This is a genomic window from Nonomuraea harbinensis (genome assembly GCF_019396385.1).
GTDB lineage: Bacteria > Actinomycetota > Actinomycetes > Streptosporangiales > Streptosporangiaceae > Nonomuraea > Nonomuraea ferruginea.
The window spans coordinates 22463-42806 of sequence record NZ_JAHKRN010000003.1 but is presented as its reverse complement, the minus strand read 5'-3'; the positions used below and the strand labels follow the sequence as shown (position 1 = coordinate 42806).

Annotated in this window: 21 protein-coding genes; 17 read left to right on the top strand and 4 right to left on the bottom strand. The window is 70.2% G+C overall.

Going from position 1 to position 20344, the window contains the following annotated elements:
* Positions 1 to 23 precede the first annotated feature (23 nt).
* Complete coding sequence (locus tag KME79_RS03660) at positions 24 to 890, bottom strand: peptidylprolyl isomerase (protein WP_219543320.1); 867 nt, start codon at positions 888 to 890, stop codon at positions 24 to 26.
* A 139-nt stretch (positions 891 to 1029) separates the two neighbouring features.
* Here KME79_RS03660 and KME79_RS03655 point away from each other — a divergent pair, with 139 nt between their 5' ends.
* From KME79_RS03655 to aspS, 3 genes are read left to right on the top strand one after another with little or no spacing between them, the layout of a single operon-like run.
* Positions 1030 to 1713, top strand: a complete 684-nt coding sequence (locus KME79_RS03655; protein ID WP_219543319.1) for an MBL fold metallo-hydrolase — start codon at positions 1030 to 1032, stop codon at positions 1711 to 1713.
* Positions 1713 to 2972: a histidine--tRNA ligase gene (gene hisS / locus KME79_RS03650; RefSeq protein WP_219543318.1), complete on the top strand. Its 1260-nt coding sequence runs from the start codon at positions 1713 to 1715 to the stop codon at positions 2970 to 2972. Before KME79_RS03655 ends, hisS begins: the two co-directional genes overlap by 1 nt.
* Positions 2969 to 4705 (top strand): aspartate--tRNA ligase, encoded by a 1737-nt coding sequence (gene aspS, locus KME79_RS03645; protein WP_219543317.1) that lies wholly within the window; start codon positions 2969 to 2971, stop codon positions 4703 to 4705. The genes hisS and aspS overlap by 4 nt, the downstream gene beginning before the upstream one ends.
* Before the next feature lie 54 nt (positions 4706 to 4759).
* Here the strand turns inward: aspS and KME79_RS03640 are convergent, their stop codons facing one another.
* The gene (locus tag KME79_RS03640; protein WP_148031199.1) at positions 4760 to 5650 is read right to left on the bottom strand and encodes a peptidylprolyl isomerase; all 891 of its coding nucleotides are present in this window, start codon (positions 5648 to 5650) and stop codon (positions 4760 to 4762) included.
* 166 nt (positions 5651 to 5816) lie between these two features.
* Between KME79_RS03640 and KME79_RS03635 the strand changes: the two genes are divergently transcribed.
* The 9 genes from KME79_RS03635 to KME79_RS03595 all read left to right on the top strand — a co-directional run bounded on the left by KME79_RS03635 (position 5817) and on the right by KME79_RS03595 (position 15987).
* Positions 5817 to 6278 carry a DUF2231 domain-containing protein gene (locus tag KME79_RS03635; RefSeq protein WP_219543316.1) on the top strand — a complete coding sequence of 154 codons (462 nt, stop codon included), beginning with the start codon at positions 5817 to 5819 and terminating at the stop codon, positions 6276 to 6278.
* A gap of 10 nt (positions 6279 to 6288) precedes the next feature.
* Positions 6289 to 7593 carry a replication-associated recombination protein A gene (locus tag KME79_RS03630; protein WP_148031201.1) on the top strand — a complete coding sequence of 435 codons (1305 nt, stop codon included), beginning with the start codon at positions 6289 to 6291 and terminating at the stop codon, positions 7591 to 7593.
* Between the two features lie 199 nt (positions 7594 to 7792).
* Positions 7793 to 9004 (top strand): hypothetical protein, encoded by a 1212-nt coding sequence (locus tag KME79_RS03625; RefSeq protein ID WP_219543315.1) that lies wholly within the window; start codon positions 7793 to 7795, stop codon positions 9002 to 9004.
* Positions 9005 to 9456: 452 nt separating this feature from the next.
* Positions 9457 to 9831, top strand: a complete 375-nt coding sequence (locus KME79_RS03620; protein ID WP_219543314.1) for a DUF948 domain-containing protein — start codon at positions 9457 to 9459, stop codon at positions 9829 to 9831.
* A complete protein-coding gene (locus KME79_RS03615) occupies positions 9828 to 10058 on the top strand; it encodes a hypothetical protein (RefSeq protein ID WP_148031203.1) in 231 nt (76 codons plus the stop codon). The genes KME79_RS03620 and KME79_RS03615 overlap by 4 nt, the downstream gene beginning before the upstream one ends.
* Before the next feature lie 17 nt (positions 10059 to 10075).
* The gene (alaS, locus tag KME79_RS03610) at positions 10076 to 12748 is read left to right on the top strand and encodes an alanine--tRNA ligase (protein WP_148031204.1); all 2673 of its coding nucleotides are present in this window, start codon (positions 10076 to 10078) and stop codon (positions 12746 to 12748) included.
* Position 12749: 1 nt separating this feature from the next.
* Entirely contained in the window at positions 12750 to 13220 is a 471-nt protein-coding gene (ruvX, locus tag KME79_RS03605; protein ID WP_148031205.1) for a Holliday junction resolvase RuvX, read from the top strand.
* 717 nt (positions 13221 to 13937) lie between these two features.
* A complete protein-coding gene (gene mltG, locus KME79_RS03600) occupies positions 13938 to 15101 on the top strand; it encodes an endolytic transglycosylase MltG (protein WP_219543313.1) in 1164 nt (387 codons plus the stop codon).
* Between the two features lie 31 nt (positions 15102 to 15132).
* Complete coding sequence (locus KME79_RS03595) at positions 15133 to 15987, top strand: shikimate dehydrogenase (RefSeq protein ID WP_219543312.1); 855 nt, start codon at positions 15133 to 15135, stop codon at positions 15985 to 15987.
* Here KME79_RS03595 and KME79_RS03590 read toward each other — a convergent pair.
* Together KME79_RS03590 and KME79_RS03585 are read right to left on the bottom strand one after the other, a co-directional pair.
* Positions 15962 to 16378, bottom strand: a complete 417-nt coding sequence (locus KME79_RS03590; protein WP_148031208.1) for a type II toxin-antitoxin system VapC family toxin — start codon at positions 16376 to 16378, stop codon at positions 15962 to 15964. The two genes, KME79_RS03595 and KME79_RS03590, sit on opposite strands and share 26 nt — an antisense overlap.
* The gene (locus KME79_RS03585) at positions 16375 to 16632 is read right to left on the bottom strand and encodes a type II toxin-antitoxin system Phd/YefM family antitoxin (protein ID WP_148031209.1); all 258 of its coding nucleotides are present in this window, start codon (positions 16630 to 16632) and stop codon (positions 16375 to 16377) included. The genes KME79_RS03590 and KME79_RS03585 overlap by 4 nt, the downstream gene beginning before the upstream one ends.
* A 309-nt stretch (positions 16633 to 16941) precedes the next feature.
* On the opposite strand from KME79_RS03585, the gene infC reads away from it, so the two are divergent.
* The 5 genes from infC to KME79_RS03560 all read left to right on the top strand — a co-directional run bounded on the left by infC (position 16942) and on the right by KME79_RS03560 (position 20281).
* Positions 16942 to 17550 carry a translation initiation factor IF-3 gene (infC, locus tag KME79_RS03580; protein ID WP_148034513.1) on the top strand — a complete coding sequence of 203 codons (609 nt, stop codon included), beginning with the start codon at positions 16942 to 16944 and terminating at the stop codon, positions 17548 to 17550.
* Positions 17551 to 17672: 122 nt separating this feature from the next.
* Positions 17673 to 17867: a 50S ribosomal protein L35 gene (rpmI, locus tag KME79_RS03575; protein WP_148031210.1), complete on the top strand. Its 195-nt coding sequence runs from the start codon at positions 17673 to 17675 to the stop codon at positions 17865 to 17867.
* A gap of 23 nt (positions 17868 to 17890) precedes the next feature.
* Positions 17891 to 18274 (top strand): 50S ribosomal protein L20, encoded by a 384-nt coding sequence (gene rplT, locus KME79_RS03570; RefSeq protein WP_148031211.1) that lies wholly within the window; start codon positions 17891 to 17893, stop codon positions 18272 to 18274.
* A 70-nt stretch (positions 18275 to 18344) separates the two neighbouring features.
* On the top strand, positions 18345 to 19148 hold the full coding sequence (locus tag KME79_RS03565; RefSeq protein WP_219543311.1) for a TrmH family RNA methyltransferase: 804 nt from the start codon (positions 18345 to 18347) through the stop codon (positions 19146 to 19148).
* Positions 19149 to 19198: 50 nt separating this feature from the next.
* Positions 19199 to 20281: a sensor histidine kinase gene (locus KME79_RS03560; protein WP_219543310.1), complete on the top strand. Its 1083-nt coding sequence runs from the start codon at positions 19199 to 19201 to the stop codon at positions 20279 to 20281.
* Positions 20282 to 20344: the final 63 nt, after the last annotated feature.

The following is a 20344-nucleotide window of genomic DNA, read 5'->3' as shown; positions in this document are numbered from 1 at the left end:
GTTCGTCCCTAGTTTGTATTACGTCAGCTCTTGCCAGCGATTGTCACGTCTTTGATTTCCACGGTTTCCTTCGGCGCTCCGGTGCCGTCAGCCGTACCTGCCAGGACACCCGCCTTGTTCACCTTGTCCAGGATGTCGAGCCCCTTCGTGATCGTACCCACCGGTGTGTAAAGCGGGTCGAGCTGGATATCGCCGTACACCAGGAAGAACTGGCTGCCCGTGCTGCCCGGGGCCTGCGTCTTGGCCATCGCCATCACGCCCCGCTTGTACTTGGCGCCCTTGGTGTTCTCCTCCACCAGCACGTAGCCGGGGCCGCCCGAGCCGTCGGTCTGGCTCTTGCCGTCGGCCTTGGCCGTCGGGTCGCCGCACTGCAGCATCGGGAACTGCTCGTTGCCGAGCCGGTGGCACTTGCTGCCGTCGTAATAGTCCTTCTCCGCCAGGAACTGCAGCGAGTTGACGGTGCACGGCGCCTTGGCGTTGTCGAGCTCGACCACGATGTCGCCGAGACCGGTCTTCATCGTCATCGTCTTCTTGGCCGGCTTCAGGTCCACCTTCTCCGGCGGCATGCCGACGTCCTTGACCTGACCGCCGCCGGTGTCGGCGACATAGCCGCAGGTGCCGGTCTTCTCGTCGTAGGGCTTCGGCTGAGCGACCGCCGGGGCGGACGTGCTCGCCTGCGCCGACGGCTCGGCGGCCGCCTCGGTGGGCTCGTCGCCGCCGCCCAGCAGGGCGACCGAGGCCACGATGCCGCCGACCACGACGACGACGCCCACGGTGGAGCCGATGATCGCCATGCGCTTGTTGCGCTGCTCGCGCTCGAGCCGGCGCTGCTGTTGGCGCTCGTAGTGCTCGCGTGCCAGCTGCTTCTGCCGGTCCTTGCCCGTGGCCACCGCTTTGCCTCCCGTAGTCAATCAACTGAGGTGGGCGAATCGTATCGGCCAAAGGCCGATGATTCGCAGCCCGGCGACCCGCACCGGTACCCTTCGGTTACATTCCCATTGGCTTTTTTGACGAGATCAGCTGAGGCAGATGCTCATCGCCGGCTTCCCCGCAGGGGCCTTCCAGACCAATTGTTACGTCATCGCGCCCGCGGAAGGCGAGGAGTGCGTGATCATAGACCCCGGTCAGGACGCTGTCGAGGGGGTCGACGAACTGCTGCGTGAGCATCGTCTCAAGCCGGTCGCGGTCCTGCTCACCCACGGCCACCTCGACCACGTCTGGTCGGTCGCCCCGGTGTGCGGCGCGCGCGGCGTGCCGGCCTGGATCCACCCCGACGACCGCCACCTGCTGAGCGACCCGGCGGCGGGCTGGTCTTCCACGAGCTCCTCCCTCTTCGGCGACCTCACCCTCAGCGAGCCCGACGACGTGCGCGAGCTGTCCGACGGCGCCACGCTGCAGCTCGCGGGCATGGAGCTGGTCGTCGACCACACGCCCGGCCATACCAGGGGGTCGGTGAGCTTCAGGGGAGACGCGGGCCGCGGCGTGATGTTCTCCGGTGACCTGCTGTTCGCCGGCTCCATCGGCCGCACCGACCTGCCGGGCGGCGACTATCCGACGATCCTGCGCAGCCTCGCCGCCAAGTGCCTGCCGCTGCCTGACGATACGGTCGTCCTGCCGGGCCACGGACCACAGACCACGATCGGCCGCGAGCGCGCCACCAATCCTTATCTCAAGGAGGCCGCGCCGCACGCCGGTCCCACAAGAGGAATCTGATGACCTTCCAAGCACCCAAAGGCACCTTCGACTGGCTGCCTCCCCGCTCCGAGCAGGTGCTCGCCGTCCGCGAGGCGCTCGTCGCCCCGGCCAGGCGCGCGGGATACGGCTACGTCGAGACGCCGGTCTTCGAAGACACCCAGCTGTTCGCCAGGGGAGTGGGCGAGTCGACCGACATCGTCTCCAAGGAGATGTACACCTTCCCCGACAAGAAGGGCCGTTCGCTGACGTTGCGCCCGGAGGGCACGGCGTCGGTGGTCCGCGCCGTGCTCCAGCACGGCCTGCACAACGGCCAGCTGCCGGTGAAGCTGTGGTACTCGGGCAGCCAGTTCCGCTACGAGCGCGCCCAGAAGGGCCGCTACCGCCACTTCTGGCAGGTCGGCGCGGAGGCGCTGGGCGCCGAGGACCCGGCGCTCGACGCCGAGCTGATCGTGCTCGCCGCCCGCGCCTTCGCCTCGCTGGGCCTGCGTCAGTTCACGCTGCTGCTCAACTCGCTCGGCGACAAGACCTGCCGCCCCGCCTACCGCGCCGCGCTGCAGGAGTTCCTGCGCGGGCTCGACCTGGACGAGGAGACGCGGGCCCGCATCGAGATCAACCCGCTGCGGGTGCTCGACGACAAGCGCCCCGAGGTGCAGGCCCAGCTCGGCGGCGCGCCGCTGGTCGTCGACCACCTGTGCGCCGCCTGCAAGGCCTACCACGAGGAGGTCCGCGCCCTGCTGAAGGCCTCCGGCGTCGCGTACGAGGACGACCCCAGGCTGGTGCGCGGGCTCGACTACTACACCCGCACCACGTTCGAGTTCGTCCACGGCGGGCTCGGCTCGCAGTCGGCGATCGGCGGCGGCGGCCGCTACGACGGGCTCAGCGAGATGCTCGGCGGCCCGCCGCTGCCCAGCGTCGGCTGGGCGCTCGGCGTCGACCGCACGGTCCTGGCCATGGAGTCCGAGGGGCTGCTCGGCGATGCCGCGCCCGGCGGCGTCCAGGTGTACGGTGTCGCGCTGGGCGACGACGCCCGCCGCCGGATGTTCCTGCTCGTGGCCGAGCTGCGCGAGGCCGGCGTCAGCGCCGACATGGCCTTCGGCGGCAAGGGGCTCAAGGGAGCGATGAAGGGCGCCGACCGCTCGGGGGCCCGTTACGCGCTGATCCTGGGCGAGCGTGACCTGGCGGCGCAAGCCGTGCAAGTGAAAGACCTGACCACCGCTGAGCAGACCGAGGTGCCGCTGGCCCGGGTCGTGGAAGTCTTGAAGGGGAAAGTGCAGTGATCCGCACGCATACGGCCGGGTCGCTCCGCAAGGAGCACGCCGGGCAGCAGGTGACGCTCGCCGGATGGGTGGCCCGCCGCCGTGACCACGGCGGGGTGGTCTTCATCGATCTGCGCGACGCCTCCGGCTCGGCGCAGGTGGTCTTCCGGGAGGAGGACCACGCCCACGACCTGCGCGCCGAATACTGCGTGAAGGTGGTCGGCCAGGTCCGCGTGCGCCCCGAGGGCAACGAGAACCCCGACCTGCCCACCGGCGAGGTCGAGGTGGTGGCCGACGCGGTCGAGGTGCTCAGTGAGTCCGCGCCGCTGCCGTTCCCCATCGAGGGCGGCACGGGCGTCTCCGAGGAGGCCCGGCTGAAGTACCGCTACCTCGACATCCGCCGCCCGCAGGTGGCCGAGGCGATGCGGGTGCGCTCCAAGGCGACCTACCTCGCCAACGAGGTGATGAACGAGCTCGGCTTCGTCTACGTCGAGACGCCGACGCTGACCCGCTCCACCCCCGAGGGCGCCCGCGACTTCCTGGTGCCGGTCCGGCTCCAGCCGGGCAGCTGGTACGCCCTGCCGCAGTCGCCGCAGCTGTTCAAGCAACTGCTGCAGGTGGCCGGCCTGGAGCGCTACTACCAGCTCGCCAAGTGCTACCGCGACGAGGACCTGCGCGCCGACCGGCAGCCGGAGTTCACCCAGATCGACATCGAGATGTCCTTCGTCGACCAGGAGGACGTCATCGCGGTCGGCGAGAAGCTGATCGGCCGGCTGTGGCGCGAGATCCTCGGCTACGAGATCCCCCTGCCGCTGCCCCGCATGACCTACGCCGACGCGATGGCCCGCTACGGCTCCGACAAGCCCGACCTGCGCTTCGGCCAGGAGCTCGTCGACATGACCGACTACTTCTCCGGCACCTCCTTCCGCGTCTTCCAGGCCGAGTACGTCGGCGCGGTCGTCATGCCGGGCGGCGCCTCCCAGACCCGCAAGGAGCTCGACGGCTGGCAGGAGTGGGCGCGCAGCCGCGGGGCCAAGGGCCTGGCCTACGTGCTCGTCCAGGAAGACGGCACGCTCGGCGGCCCGGTCGCCAAGAACCTGTCCGAGCAGGAGACCTCCGGCCTGGCGGGCAAGGCCGGCGCCGCGCCCGGCGACGCGGTGTTCTTCGCCGCGGGCGCCCGCGGCGCCGCCCGCGACCTGCTCGGCGCCGCCCGCCTGGAGATCGGCCGCCGCTGCGGGCTCATCGACGAGTCGCTCTGGTCGTTCCTGTGGGTCGTGGACGCGCCCATGTTCGAGGAGGACGGCGAGGGCGGCTGGACCGCCGTGCACCACCCGTTCACCGGCCCCAAGCCGGAGTGGTCCGACAACTTCCAGGACCATCCGGGCGAGGCGCTCGCCTACGCCTACGACATGGTCTGCAACGGCATGGAGATCGGCGGCGGCTCGATCCGCATCCACCGCGCCGAGATGCAGCAGCGCGTCTTCGACGTGCTCGGCATCTCCAAGGAGGAGGCGGAGAGCAAGTTCGGCTTCCTGCTGGAGGCGTTCAAGTACGGCCCGCCGCCGCACGGCGGCATCGCCTACGGCTGGGACCGCATCTGCATGCTGCTGTCGGACGGCGAGTCGATCCGCGACGTGATCGCGTTCCCGAAGACGGCCTCCGGCTTCGACCCGCTCACCGGCGCGCCCACGCCCATCACGGCCGGACAGCGCAAGGAGGCGGGCGTCGACGCCCGGCCCAAGGCCGACGCCTGACATGCGAAACGGCAGGCGCCCACCGCGGCGCCTGCCGTTCTTTCGCGGCTCTTCTCAGGAGAGCTTGACCTTCTTGATGATGATCGGCGTCTTGGGCGCCGTGGAGCCGCCGTCGCCGGTGATGTCGTCGTCGTTGACGATCACGCCGTCCTTGGCCACCTTGTCGATGATCTCCAGGCCGGAGGTCACCATGCCGAGCACCGAGTACACCGGGTCGATCTGGGTGTTCTCGTCCGACAGCGAGATGGCGAACTGGCTGCTGTTCTGGCCCGCCGCGTCGGCCGGCTGCGTCAGGAACACCACGCCCCTGCCGTACGGGATCGCGCCCGCGGCCTCGTCGAGGAACGTGTAGCCCGCCGTGCCCTGGCCGTCGGTCGGGTTCTCGCCGTCGGCCTTGGCCTTCGGGTCGCCGCACTGCAGCAGGTAGAGCCCCGACACCTCGGGCGTCACCAGCCGGTGACACTTGGTGTTGTCGTAGAAGCCCTTCTTGGCCAGGAACGCCATCGAGTTCACCGAGCAGGGCGTGAGCTGCGGGTCGACCTCGATGACGATGTCACCGTGGTTGGTCGTGACCGTCATCTTCGACAGCTTCAGGTTCGGCTTCTTGCCCGGCATGCCCACGTACTTCATCGGCACGTCCGAGGTGTCCCGCTTGTATTGGCAGGTCACCGGGCCGGTCTTGGTCGGCGTCGGGAGCGCCGTGATGGGCTCCTCCGTGGGACTGGCGGACGCCGAGGACTCGGCCGCCGCCGGCGTGCCTGGCGCGTTGTTGTTGACCAGGGTCGTCACGGCGAAGATGCCACCGGCCACCACAGCGACGGCCACGCCCGCGCCGATGAAGGTGTTGCGCCTCGCCTTGGACGACTGCTCGGCGGCGCGTTGCCGCTGCCGCTCCTTGTGCTGACGCGCCAATTCGCTCTGGCGGTCGTCGTCGTCGCCGCTCACCGGTATGTCCTCCATCTTTGCCTACACATGACCAAACAACTTGGGGAATGCTACCGGCCCTAGATATGTGCTGGACGTAAGTGACCAGAAGCCACCTGTGTGGCCGGAAGGGTGGAACCATATCGATCCGGGATTCGTAGTTGAAAACGAAACTAAGGAGCCCCGTATGTTCGATCAGGTTCTCGGCCTGCCCGCGCACCCCCTCGTGGTGCACTTCGCGGTGGTGCTGACGCCCATGCTCGTGGCGGTCGCCGTAGCCTACGCCCTCGTGCCCCGCTGGCGGGCCGCGACGGCGTGGGCGGTGACGCTGCTCTCGATCGCCGCCCCCGTGGCTGTCTTCGCCGCCTGGCAGAGCGGGCAGAGCCTCAAGGCCGCCCGCTTCGCCACCGCCGGGGGCGAGCTCGGCCAGCGGATCAGCGCCCACGAGGCGCACGCCGTCCCCCTGCTGCTGTCGGCCGCGGGTCTCGGTTCGGTGTCGCTCGTCCTGGTCTACGCCTCCCGCGGCGACCGGTTCGGCAGGCCCGGCACGGCGGTGCTGTCCGCCCTGACCGTGGTGCTGGCCGCGGTGACGGCGTACTACGTCTTCCTGGCGGGGGACTCGGGCGCGAGAGCTGTGTGGGAGCTGTAACCTCGCGGATGTGGAGAGCTTGTTCGATTCGGCGGCCGAGGAGGCCACACCTCAGCCCCTGGCCGTCCGCATGCGTCCCCGCAGCCTCGACGAGGTGATCGGCCAGCGCCACCTGCTCGGCCCCGGCACGCCGCTGCGCCGGCTGGTCGAGAGCGAGGCGCCGATGTCGCTGTTCCTGTGGGGGCCGCCGGGCACCGGCAAGACCACCCTCGCCTACGTCGTGTCCAACGTCACCAAGCGCCGCTTCGTGGAGATCTCCGCCGTCTCCGCCGGCGTCAAGGACGTCCGCGCCGCCATCGACGCCGCCCGCCGCGAGCTCGGCATGAGCGGCCGCCAGACCGTGCTCTTCGTCGACGAGGTGCACCGCTTCAACAAGGCCCAGCAGGACGCCCTGCTGCCCGCCGTCGAGAACCGCTGGGTCACCTTCATCGGCGCCACCACCGAGAACCCGTTCTTCTCCGTCATCTCGCCGCTGCTGTCGCGCTCGCTGCTGCTCACCCTCGAATCCCTCGGCGACGACGACGTCCGCGCGGTGCTGGAACGGGCGGTGTCCGACGAGCGCGGGCTCGGCGGACGCGCCACGCTCGCCCCGGAGGCCCTCGACCAGCTCGTCCGCCTCGCCGGCGGCGACGCCCGCAGATCGCTGACCTACCTCGAAGCGGCGGCCCTGCTGTCCGACGACATCACGATCGAGGTGGTGGAGAAGGCCGTCGACAAGGCGGCCGTCCGCTACGACCGGCAGGGTGACCAGCACTACGACGTCATCAGCGCGTTCATCAAGTCGATGCGCGGCTCCGACGCCGACGCCGCGCTCCACTACCTGGCCCGCATGATCGAGGCGGGGGAGGACCCGCGCTTCATCGCCCGCCGCATCGTCATCTTCGCCTCCGAGGACGTCGGCATGGCCGACCCCGCCTGCCTGCAGACCGCGGTCGCCGCCGCCCAGGCGGTGCAGCTCATCGGCCTGCCCGAAGGGCAGATCAACCTCGCCCACGCGGTCATCCACTGCGCGCTGGCCCCCAAGTCCAACGCCGTGGTGAAGGCCATCGGCGCCGCCGTCGGCGACGTCCGGCGCGGCCTGATCGGCCAGGTGCCCGGCCACCTGCGCGACGCCCACTACCCCGGCGCGGCCAAGCTCGGCCACGGCGAGGCCTACAAGTACCCCCACGACTTCGAGCACGGCCTCGTCCGCCAGGACTACGCGCCCGAGCAGATCCGCGACCGGCGCTACTACGAGCCCACCCGCCACGGCGCCGAGGCGCCGGTCGCCGAACGCTGGGCGCGCATCCGCGACTTCCTGCGCGGATCCCCATGACCGCGCCGCCTCCGGGCCATGCCGTTCATGGGCATGGGGGTCGCCGGGGCACGCCATCCATGAGCTCGGGGGTCGCGGGGGATGACCGACCACGACGTTCCCAGGGATGCTCGGGAACGACCGACCACGACCTCCATGAACTCGGGGATGCCGGGGGCATGACCGACCACGACATTCCCGATCTCAGGGACGCCCGGTAATGACCGACCACCGCGCAGCCTTCGACGCGTCCATCACCTTCGGCAACGGCGGCGATCTGACCGTCCACGACTTCCGCGTCGACGTGCCCTCGCCCGGCGTCACCGAGGACGAGATCGCCGCCCTGTTCGTGGCCTCACTCGGGCTGTTGATGACCGACGCGGTCGAGCTCTCCAACGTGCGCGTCTTCCCCGAACCGCACAAAGGCACCCGGGGCGGCCCCAGCGACCGCACCGCCCCCGCGGCCTTCCACGGCCGCATCCTCCCCCTCGACACGCCCGCCACCCGCCTGGAACTTCCTGCCGGCGTAGCCGCCCCCGCGGCACTCAGGGGCACCGCAGCCGGCGGAGTCGGTCCAGCCGCAGCCTGCGGGGAGGGTTCGACTGATGTCGAGCGCGTCGCAGTCCGTGGGGAGGCTGCGGTCGGCCCGCTTGGACCGGCCACAGGCCGAGGGGAGGCTGCGGCGGGTGTGGTCGGGCTTGCCGCAGTCTGCGGGGAGCGTTCGGCTGGTGCCGAGCACGCTGCGGTCCGTGAGGAGGTCGCGGTCGGCATGCTCGGGCCGGTCGCAGGCCGAGGAGAGGCCGCGGCGGGTGTGGCCGGGCCCGCCGCGGCCTGCGGGGAGACCGGAGCTGGTGGGATTGGACCTGCCGTAGTCGGCGGGGAGGGCTCGGGTGGTGTCGAGCGCGCTGCAGCTCCTGCGGAGCCCTCGGCCGGGTCGGACACGGGCCGAGGGGAGGCTCCCGCTGGTGAGGGGGAGGCTGCCGGACTCGGCCCGGAGACGGTGGTTGGTGGCGATGGGCCGTCAGTGACCCGCGAGGAGGCTATTGACGTTCTGGGTGCCGGTCTTGCACGTACGGTCGAGCTTCCCGCGGTGGTGGTGCGTGCCTCCGGGGCGGACTGGGAGACGATCGGCGTCGGTGCTCTGGCGCCCTTCGTCGTCCGCGGTCACGCGGTCCTGCTGCAGACCCAGGCGGCCGAGTGTCTGAGCGAGGCAGCCGCTCGCTGGCTCGTCTCACAGGCTGTCGCTCTGGTCGCCACCGATGCGCGCACGCTCGGCGAACCGCGGCGCCTCCTCCTGGAGGCAGGCATACCCATCGCCGAGTCCCTCACCGGCCTGGAAGCGCTGCCGCCCACGGGCGCCTACTTCACCGCCGTCCCGCCTCACGCCGCGTCGGGCGCCACCCCGGCCCGCGCGTACGCCCGCGTCCCGTAGTGGTCCCTCCCGTCGCGAATCCACCCGCGAAGGCCGCCACGGGGTCCTGCACCGGCCTCGGCCGCCAAGGGCGCGTCCTCGTCCGCGATCTTCAGCCTTAAGTCTGCCGGGCAACGATGGCGTCCTGCTCCGGGAGGTGGCAGCTCGCGTACCGGGCTGCGTCTCGGAGGCATCCGCACTCGTACGGGCCGTGTTGCGAAGGCATGCGTACTCGTACGGATCCCGTACGGGAATTCATCAGCACACTCGGACGGGACCCCAGCCACCGCACCCGCACGGCGAGGAGGCCCGTTTCCCGTACCGGAGACGGGCCGGCGGGACGGGATGGCCGAGGTCAGGACCGGAACGGGCCTGGCACGCCGCGTGATCAAGGACTCGGTCATCGCCGACCTCGTCCGCCGGACACGATAGGGTCTTGACGTTCCGGCCCAGCGTACGAGGGAGATGCGCGGATGCTTACCGCTGGAGAGGTCGCCGGGCTGATCGCGGCCACGGGATGGGTGGTCCTGGTCTGCGTTCTCACGATGGCGCTCCTCAAGCTCGCCAGGCTGCTCACCGAGACGACCAAGGCGGTCTCCGAGCTGAACGCCCGCCTGACGCCGCTGCTCGACGACATGAGCCTCACGGTCAACGAGACGAACCGGCAGCTCGTCGCCGTCGAGTCCATCGCCAGGGACGTCAAGCAGGTGACCGGCCACGCCGCCCGGCTCAGCGCCGTCACCCAGACCGTCTTCACCGGTCCGCTGATCAAGGTGTCGTCCCTCAGCTACGGCGTGCGCCGGGCCATCGAGGCCCGCAAGCCGCGCAGGACGGGGCGGCGGCGATGATCAGGCGGCTGTTCTACCTGTCGCTCGGCGCGTTCCTCTCCCTGTGGGTGATGCGCAAGCTGCAGGCGCTCCACCCCAACCACGTCGCCCGCAGGACCGCCCACGGTGCCGCGGGCATGCTCGAACAGGTGAGAGACTTTACTTCTGACGCGCTCGGCGAGGCCGCCGGCCGCGAAATCGAGTTGCGGGCCCGTTTCGGCCTCGACAACCCTGAACACAACGACTAACGCAAAGGATGGCCGCCATGGAGTCGGCAGAGATCGCCCGCCGCTTCCTGCGCTTCTTCGAGGAGCGTGGGCACAAAGTAGTGCCCTCGGCCAGCCTGATCGCTGAGGACCCGACGCTCCTCCTGGTTCCCGCCGGTATGGTGCCCTTCAAGCCGTACTTCCTGGGGCAGCGCAAGCCTCCGGCGTCCCGGCTGGCCACCGCGCAGAAATGCGTGCGCACCCCCGACATCGACGAGGTCGGCAGGACGACCCGCCACGCCACGTTCTTCCAGATGCTCGGCAACTTCTCCATCGGCGACTACTTCAAGGCCGAGGTGATCCCGTACGCCTGGGAGCTGCTCACCAAGCCCGAGTCCGAGGGCGGCTTCGGCTTCCCCGAGGACCGGCTGTGGGCGACGGTCTACCAGGACGACGACGAGGCGTTCGAGATCTGGCACAAGACGGTCGGCCTGCCCGCCGACCGCATCCAGCGGCGCGGCCTGGCCGACAACTACTGGCACATGGGCGTGCCCGGCCCCGGCGGCCCCTGCTCGGAGATCTACTACGACCGCGGCCCCGAGTACGGGCGCGAGGGCGGCCCCGTCGCCGACGAGGACCGCTACCTCGAGGTGTGGAACCTCGTGTTCATGCAGTACCAGCTCAGCGAGGTCCGCTCCAAGGTCGACTTCGACGTGGCCGGCGAGCTGCCCAGCAAGAACATCGACACCGGCATGGGCCTGGAGCGCATGGCGGCGATCCTGCAGGGCGTCGACAACATCTACGAGATCGACACCACCTACAAGATCCTCGACAAGGCGGCGGAGCTGACCGGCACCGCCTACGGCCGTGACCCGCGCACCGACGTGAGCCTGCGGGTCATCGCCGACCACGTGCGCGCCGGCACCATGCTGGTGGCCGACGGCGTCATGCCCGGCAACGAGGGCCGCGGCTACGTCCTGCGCCGCCTGCTCCGCCGCACCGTGCGCAACCTGCGCCTGCTCGGTTCCGGCGACCGGCGGCTCATGCACACCCTGACCGACGTGGCGATCAACGTCATGGGGGAGCAGTACGACGAGCTCAAGACCGACGCGCCGCAGATCCACGCGGTCATCGACGCCGAGGAGGCGTCGTTCCTCGGCACGCTCCGCACCGGCACCGCGATCTTCGACGTGGCCGTCGAGGAGACCAAGCGCAAGAAGGCGGCCACGCTCTCCGGCGAGCAGGCCTTCCAGCTCCACGACACCTACGGCTTCCCGATCGACCTCACCCTTGAGATGGCGGCCGAGCAAGGGCTCAAGGTCGACGAAGAGGGCTTCCGCCGCCTGATGAAGGAGCAGCGCGAGCGCGCCAAGGCCGACGCGGCGGCGAAGAAGATCGGCAACGCCGACGTCTCCATCTTCGGCCGGCTCCTGGAGGAGGCGGGCAAGGTCGAGTTCCTCGGCTACGACGAGACCGCGGCCGACACCACGATCGTCGGCATCCTCGTCGACGGCGCGTCGGTGCCGGCGGCGGGCGCGGGCACCGAGGTCGAGGTCGTGCTCGGCCGCACCCCGTTCTACGCCGAGGGCGGCGGCCAGCTCGCCGACCAGGGCGTCATCCGCACCGGCGGCGCCGAGGTCGAGATCCTCGACGTGCAGTCGCCGATCGGGGGCCTCGTCGTCCACCGCGGCAGGATCCGCAGCGGCGAGCTCAAGACCGGCGACGAGGCGCACGCCGAGATCGACCTGGAGCGGCGGCGGGCGATCTCGCGCAGCCACAGCGCCACCCACATGGTCCACCGCGGCTTCAAGAACGCGCTCGGCGAGACGGCGGCCCAGGCGGGCTCCGAGAACTCGCCCGGCCGCTTCCGCTTCGACTTCACCGCCGCGGGCGCGGTCCCGCAGAGCGTGCTGCGCGACGTCGAGGACGAGGTCAACGCCGTCCTCGTCAACGACCTCAAGGTCAACGCCTTCTACACCTCGCAGGCCGAGGCCAGGGCGATGGGCGCGCTGGCGATGTTCGGCGAGAAGTACGGCGACGAGGTCCGCGTGGTCGAGATCGGCGACTACTCCCGCGAGCTCTGCGGCGGCACCCACGTCCACAGCTCCGGCCAGCTCGGCCTGGTCAAGGTGCTGGCCGAGCAGTCGGTGGGCGCGGGCGTGCGCCGCGTCGAGGCGCTGGTCGGCATCGACGCCTTCCGCTACCTGGCGCGGGAGAGCGTGCTGGTCTCGCAGCTCACCGAGCAGCTCAAGGCGCGCCGCGAGGAGCTGCCCGAGCGCGTCGAGGGCATCGTCACCCGGCTCCGCGCGGCGGAGAAGGAGCTGGAGAAGGTCCGCTCCGCCCAGGTGCTGCAGGTGGCCGGCGAACTCGCGGGCAAGGCCACCGACCTGCACGGAGTGTCCGTCGTGACACACCGCGCGCCTGATGGCACGAACGCCGACGATCTGCGTAAGCTCGCGCTGGACGTACGCGGCAGGTTCCCGTCCGACCGGCCGGCGGTGATCGTTGTCGCCGGCGTCCCCTCCGACCGGCCCGTGGTGGTCGCCGCGGTCAACGAGGCGGGACGCGAGCGCGGGCTCAAGGCCGGACGACTGGTCGGCGTCGCCGCCAAGGCGCTTGGAGGTGGCGGTGGCGGCAAGGACGACGTCGCACAGGGTGGCGGCAGCCGTCCCGAGGCGATCGGCGACGCGCTGCGGCTCGTCGAACAGGCCATCACGGAGCAGCTCGGCTGACATGAGGTTCGGCACACGGCTCGGCGTCGACGTCGGGTCGGTTCGCATCGGCGTGGCGCGCAGCGACCCATCGGGGATGCTCGCCACGCCGGTGGAGACCGTCAAGCGCGGCAAGGGCGACCTCGACCGCATCGCCGCGATCGCCGCCGAGCACGAGGCGATCGAAGTGGTGGTGGGGCTGCCCACGTCGCTGTCGGGGCGCCAGGGCGCCGCCGCGGCGCTCGCCCGCGAGTTCGCGGGCCTGCTCGCGGCCCGGCTGGCTCCGACGCCGGTCCGGCTCTTCGACGAGCGGCTCACCACGGTCGCCGCGCAGCACGGGCTGCGCGCCAGCGGCGTGCGGGCCAAGAAGCAGCGCGGAGTCATCGACCAGGCGGCGGCGGTGGTGCTGCTGCAGGACGCCCTCGACTCCGAACGCGCCACCGACAGGCCGCCGGGCCACCCCGTCACCCCGCCCGGCGACCCCGCCTCATGACGGGCCGCCGGCCACCCCCGCACATCTCACCCACCCATCCGCGCGCCTTCGCGCTCCGGCCTGCCCGGACGACCTCCCGCGCGCCGGTTCCGCGCAAGCTCGCCGCTGGTCGCGCGGGGGTACGGAGGAGCGCGCACGCAGATGCTTCGTCCGATTCGCCCGGAAACACAGGCGGTTGTGAACGGGTTCGTGTGTGTGCCGTTTTCGGGGGAAGACTCGCATTTGTGAGCAGGACGCCCCTGCCGTTGAAGATCGCTAAAGTGGGCGGGCACGCTCATGCCGGAACGGACGTCTCGTACCGGCGTGTACCCGTCACTCTGGGTGAACCGTCCGCTCGCACGCCAGGCGGCGGACACACTGCCGAGGGTTCGGGCAGCAGGTTTGGTAGCCAACCTCAGGTGCATAGAATCACCCAATTCACCCGCAAAGAGAGCGAGTTCGTGAGATACCGGAAAGAGCCGAACGAGAGACTCGGGACGAACTCATGCTCACCGGGCCAGTAACCGCAGTTCGGGAGGACGTCGCACCATCCAGGCGACCCTTCCGAGCCGGGACACACGCGCTCTTTCCATCCTCTAGCATGGCTACCCACAGTGACCTCGGCCGGTCGTCAGGGCGTGACCGGCGCATCCCCCTCATCCGCTCGGTGACCCCCCGCCGCCAGGCGCTCCCAATCGGCGCCGGGCCAGCAGTACCGGGAGATTGGCCAGCTCACCTATGAACGATCTCGACGACATGGACTTCCTGCTCGGTTCGGATGACGACGACGGCCGCGGCAGGCGCCGGGGCCGGGGCCGCAACGGCCGGCGGGGCAGCAGGCGGCGGCGCCGCCGCAACCGGGGCGGCTTCCTCGCCCCGCTGCTCGCCTTCATCATCCTGGCCGGCATCATCGGCGGCGGCGGCTACTACGGCTACCGATGGGTCAGCGACGCGCTGGTGCCCGACGACTACACCGGCCAGGGCACGGGCGAGGTCGTCATCGAGATCAAGGACGGCCAGAGCGCCTCCGAGGTGGCGCAGGAGCTGCAGCGGCAGGGTGTCGTCGCCAGCGCCAGGGCCTTCACCAACGCCATCGACAGCGCGGGCAAGAGCTCCTCCCTGCAGCCCGGCACGTACAAGCTGCGCAAGCAGATGGCCGCGGCCGAGGCGGTCAAGCTGCTCGACCCGGGCAACCTGATCGTGGCCAAGGCGACGATCAAGGAAGGCCTGCGGCTGTCCGACACCTTCAAGCAGCTCGCCGAGAAGACCGGCAGGAAGCCGAAGGATTTCGAGAACGCGGCCAAGAGCGCCGAGGATCTCGGCCTGCCCTCGTACGCCAAGGGCAAGCTGGAGGGCTACGTCTTCCCGGCCACGTACGACTTCCAGCCGAAAGCCACCCCGGCCGAGATGCTCGCGCAGATGATCGAGCGGTTCAACCAGACGGCCGAGAAGTTCGAGCTGGAGTCCAGCGCCAAGAAGATGGGCTACACGCCGCACGAGATGATCACCATCGCCAGCATCATCCAGGCGGAGGCGGGCCGTCACGAGGACATGCCGAAGATCGCGCGGGTCATCTACAACCGGATGAACCACGAGCCGGAGATGACGCTGTCGATGGACAGCACGGTCATGTACGCCTGGCGCCGCTACCGCACCAGGGCGACGCACGCCGAGCTGGAGATCAAGTCTCCGTACAACACGTACAAGAACCTCGGCCTGCCGCCCGGCCCGATCGCCAACCCCGGTGACCACGCCATCGAGGCGGCGCTCAACCCCGCCAAGGGGCCCTGGCTGTTCTTCGCCGCCACCGACCCGAAGAGCAACGTCACCAAGTTCGCCACCACCGACGCGGAGTTCCAGGCGCTCCTCGCCGAGCTGGAGCGGAACTCGTCCGGCGGCTGACCCGTATGATGGCGGACCGAAAGGGGGGTGCATGCGAGCTGCCGTGATGGGCTCGCCGATCGCCCACTCGCTCTCGCCGCACCTGCACCGGGCCGCCTACCGTGAGATGGGGCTGTCCGGCTGGAGCTACGACGCGTTCGAGTGCGACGAGGCGGCGCTGCCTGGCCTGCTGCGCGAGCTGCGCCCGGTGCGCGGCGAAGGGCCGGAGGAGCCGGGCACGTGGGCCGGGCTGTCGCTGACCATGCCGCTCAAGCGCGCCGTGCTGCCGCTGCTCGACACCGTGTCCGAGGTGGCGCTGGAGGTCGGCGGGGCCAACACCGTGGTGTTCGCCGGCGGCGCCGCCCACGGCCACAACACCGACGTCCACGGCATCGAGCAGGCCCTGGCCGAGGCCGGCGTGCCCGCGCCGCGCTCGGCGACCGTGCTGGGCGGCGGCGCCACCGCCTGCTCGACGCTGGCCGCGCTGCGCGACCTGGGTCTGCACGAGGCCACGCTGGTGGTCCGCGATCCGGCGCGGGCCGGCGAGACGGCGGGCGCGGCCGAGCGGCTCGGGATGGCGCTGGCCGTGCAGACGTTCGACAAGCTCGACACGGTCCTCGGGGTCGACCTGGTGGTCTCCACCCTGCCGGGCGGCGCCGCCGACGCGCACGCCGACCGGCTGGCCGGGGTGCCCGCGCTGTTCGACGTGGTTTACTCGCCCTGGCCGACCCGGGCGGCGGCGGCCGTCGAGGCGGCGGGCGGCATCGTGATCGGCGGTTTCCCGATGCTGCTCCACCAGGCGGTGCGCCAGGTGGAGCTGATGACGGGCCGCGCCGACGTCCCGGTGGCGGCGATGCGAGCGGCCGGCGAGGCCGAGATCCTCAGACGGGCCACTCGAACGGGTTGACCATCTTCACGGCCAGGCCGTCGAAGTCCTTGACGTTGCGAGTGACCAGCGTGAGACCACGGGCGCGGGCCGTGGCGGCGATGAGGCCGTCGACGACGGGGAGCGGTCGCTTGGAGTGCAGCCGTCCCCACTCTTCGGCCACGTCGGCCGTGATCGGTATGATCCGCGTGCTGAATTCGCGCTGGAGCCTGTCGAGCCAGGCCTCGTAGACCCCGGACTGCGCCGGGTCGCGGCGGCGCAGCTGCTCGACGCCTTTGCGGATCTCACCCAGCACAAGGACGCTCAGGTGCAGGATGGGGCCGTTGGTGCTGTCCAGCCAGGCCTGCACATGCGGGTCCCGCGAGCGCTTGGTCATCTCTGACACGACGTTCGTGTCGAGGAGGTGGCTCACCAGCCGTCACCGAAGTCGACTTCCCGAGGCAGGTCCCGGGAGCGGGTCAGCTCCAAATCGGACAGGTCTGGTCCGTTGAGCAGGAATTCCTTGAAGTCCGGCTGCTCGCCCTTGAACCGGCGGTACTCTTCCATGTCGATGATCACCGCCACGTCCAACCCGTGACGGGTGACGATCTGGGGTCCCTCGTCGTGCGCCTTCCTGACGACCTCGCTGAAACGCTGCTTGGCCTCCTGAAGCTGCCAAACGCCCATGAAGCCCCTCCTTCTGTCCAGACTGGACAGAAGTTTATCAGGGCGGCCGCCGCCCACGGGGAAGATTCGAGGTCGCGCCGGTGTTGTGGTAGCGTAGCTCTCTGATCGGTCCGGCATGCCATTGCTGGACGCGCAAGCGGAGGTCTCCCTCCCACCCGAGCGACCGAAAGGTGGCCGGGTCAAGGATCACGCCGGACTACTCCGGGGAGCTTGAAGGCCACGATGCCGAAGAGCTCAGTGGCCCCGCATGCGCGACGTGCGGGGCTTTTCGCGTTTCGCGGGAGCTCCCGGCACGACGAGCACGTAGGGATCGCAAACCTAGGAGGCCCCATCAGCACTGAGCCCCGCATCAACGAGCGTATCCGAGTTCCCGAGGTGCGCCTCGTGGGCCCGAACGGCGAGCAGGTGGGCATCGTGTCCATCCACGACGCACTCAAGCTCGCCCAGGAAGCCGACCTTGACCTCGTCGAGGTCGCGGCGACGGCTCGACCGCCCGTGTGCAAGCTCATGGACTACGGAAAGTTCAAGTACGAGTCCGCGATGAAGGCGCGCGAGGCGCGCAAGAATCAGGCGCACACGATCATCAAGGAGATCAAGCTCCGGCCGAAGATCGACCCGCACGACTACGAGACCAAGAAGGGTCACGTCGTCCGGTTCCTCAAGGCGGGAGACAAGGTCAAAGTCACGATCATGTTCAGGGGCCGTGAGCAGTCCCGGCCCGAGCTGGGATTCAGGCTTCTGCAGCGGCTCGCGCAGGACGTCCAGGAGCTCGGCTTCGTGGAGTCCCAGCCCAAGCAGGACGGCCGCAACATGATCATGGTGATCGGTCCGCACAAGAAGAAGGCCGAGGCCAAGGCCGAGAAGGCCGCCGCGAAGGCCCAGCATGGCAGCGAGGAGCCCTCCAAGCAGGAGGCGTGACCCGCGGCTCGGGTTAGCCTTACTGGCGCACCCCCGAGCAGCCAGACGAAGACGCCGAAGACCGGGCCGGCTCCGCCGCCGGCCCGGCCACCGGCACGACCGAATTGAGGAGAGACGGCGAGATGCCGAAGATGAAGACGCACAGCGGTGCGAAGAAGCGGTTCCGGCTTACCGGCACCGGCAAGGTGAAGCGCCGCCGCGCCAACCGCGCTCACTACAACGAGTGGAAGTCGTCTAAGCTGACGCGCCGTCTCAAGAACGAGGTCGTCCTTTCCGAGGCCGACACCAAGAAGATCAAGAAGCTGCTCGGCAAGTAGCGCGAACCCCCGGGGAGAATAAAATGGCACGCGTGAAGCGGGCGCTCAACGCCAAGAAGAAGCGCAAGGTCGTTCTCGAGCGGGCAACCGGTTACCGTGGCCAGCGGTCGCGGCTCTACCGCAAGGCCAAGGAGCAGATGCTCCACTCGATGACGTACGCCTATCGGGACCGCAAGGACCGCAAGGGCGCCTTCCGCCGTCTGTGGATCCAGCGGATCAACGCCGCGGCTCGTCAGAACGGCATCACCTACAACCGCCTCATCCAGGGCCTGCGCCTGGCCAACATCGAGGTGGACCGCAAGATCCTCGCCGATCTCGCGGTGAACGACAGCCAGACCTTCGCCACGCTCGTCGAGGCCGCCAAGAAGGCGCTGCCCGCGAACGTGAACGCGCCGGCCGCGGGCTGACCCGAATTCTGCGGGAAGGGCTCACCCGAGTGGTGGGCCCTTTTCCATGCACGCACCCAACAGGAGTGAGATGGCCGGAGCCGAGCTGACCAACGTCCGGTCGCCGCGGGTCAAGGCGGCTCGCAGGCTCACCAAACGCGCCTTCCGGGACCAGGACCGCAAGTTCCTGGCCGAGGGCCCGCAGGCGGTGCGCGAGGCGCTCAAGCTGGACGGGATCACGCTGGAGCTGTTCACCACAGCCGAGGCCGAGGCGCGCCATCCCGAGCTGGTCGGCACGGCCGCCGACCAGGGCGTCCCGGTCCACCGGGCCAGCGGCGAGGTCATGGCCGAGCTGTCGCAGACCGTCACCCCGCAGGGCCTGGTCGCCGTGTGCCGGCCGGTGCACGTGCCGCTCGACGACGCCCTGCCCGAGGCCGCCCGCCTGGTGGCGGTGCTCGCGCACGTGCGCGACCCGGGCAACGCCGGCACCGTCATGCGCGCCGCCGACGCCGCGGGCGCGGACGCGGTGCTCTTCACCGATGCCAGCGTGGATCCGTACAACGGCAAGTGCGTGCGCGCCAGCGCGGGTAGCCTGTTCCACGTGCCCGTGGCCGTCGGCGCCCCGGTCGCGCAGGCCGTGCGCCGGCTGAAGGAGCGTGGGCTGCGCGTGCTCGCGGCGGACGGCGCGGGCCGCCACACGCTCGACGACGTCGACCTGTCGGGGCCCACCGCGTGGATCTTCGGCAACGAGGCGTGGGGCCTTCCCGAAGAGGTGCTCGGGCTGGCCGACGATGTGGTGCGCGTGCCCATCTACGGACAGGCCGAGAGCCTCAATCTGGCCACCGCCGCGGCGGTGTGCCTTTACTCCTCCGCCAGGGCTCAGCGAGTGCCCTAGGCGGCGGGAAACCCGCTATTGTCGGCCTTGGAGGCGGAGGAGGCGAGGTCGTGCACGGCGCAGACACCGATGGGCGGCTGGTTGCCGCCGCGTGCACGATAGCGATCGACGATCTCCCTGACGGGCTCGTCGTCGCCGACCGGTTCGGCCGCGTGCTCGCGGTCAACCGCGCCGCCTCCCGGCTCACCGGCGTCACGCCCGAACGCGCCGTCGGCCGCGACATGAACGAGGTGTTCCCGTTCCGCGACAACGACGGCCGCGACTGGTGGAAGGCGCTCGACCCCGAGGGCGGCCTGCGCACCCGCAGCCGCGTCCCGGAGAAGCCCCTCCACCTGCCCGGCCGCCAGGAGCTGTACGTGACCGCGCGGTTCGTCCGTGAGCCGGAGCGGTGCGGCGACGTCGAGCGGGTGGCGATCACGCTGCGCGACGGCGGCGCCCGGGCCCGGCTGGAGCGCAGCCGCGCCGACCTGGTCTCCACGGTCGCCCACGAGCTGCGCTCGCCGCTGACCAGCGTCAAGGGGTTCACCGCGACGCTGCTCGCCAAGTGGGGCCGCTTCACCGAAGAGCAGAAGCTCGTCATGCTCGAGACCGTCAACAACGACGCCGACCGCGTCACCCGGCTCATCACCGAGCTGCTCGACGTCTCCCGCATCGAGTCCGGCCGGCTGGAGCTGCGCCGCCAGGTCGTCGACATCCCCGCCAGGGCCCGACGGGTCGTCGCCGGGCGGGTCGCGGCGGGCGAGCAGGAGGACCGCTTCCGCCTCATCACGGGTGACGATCTTCCCGAAATGTGGCTTGACCAGGACAAGGTTGACCAGATCCTGGCTAACCTGGTGGAAAACGCGGTGCGTCACGGTCGAGGCACCGTGACCATCGAGATCGAGTCCGTCGGGTGGGGAGTGGCCGTGTCGGTGCGCGATCAGGGCGAGGGCGTCAGGCCCGAGGTGGCCCCGCGCGTATTCAGGCAGTTCTGGCGCGGCAACAGCCGCAAGCGTGGCGGCACCGGCCTCGGCCTGTTCATCGTCAAGGGGCTGGTGGAGGCCCACGGCGGCACCATCACCGTGCAGCAGGCGCCCGAGGGCGGGGCGGAGTTCCGATTTACCGTGCCCACCGGCACGCCCGACTTCGCGTGACACCGGGACCGGTGGGCCACCACTAGACTTTTCCCGCTCAAGCCCTGGATACGGAGCTCACTC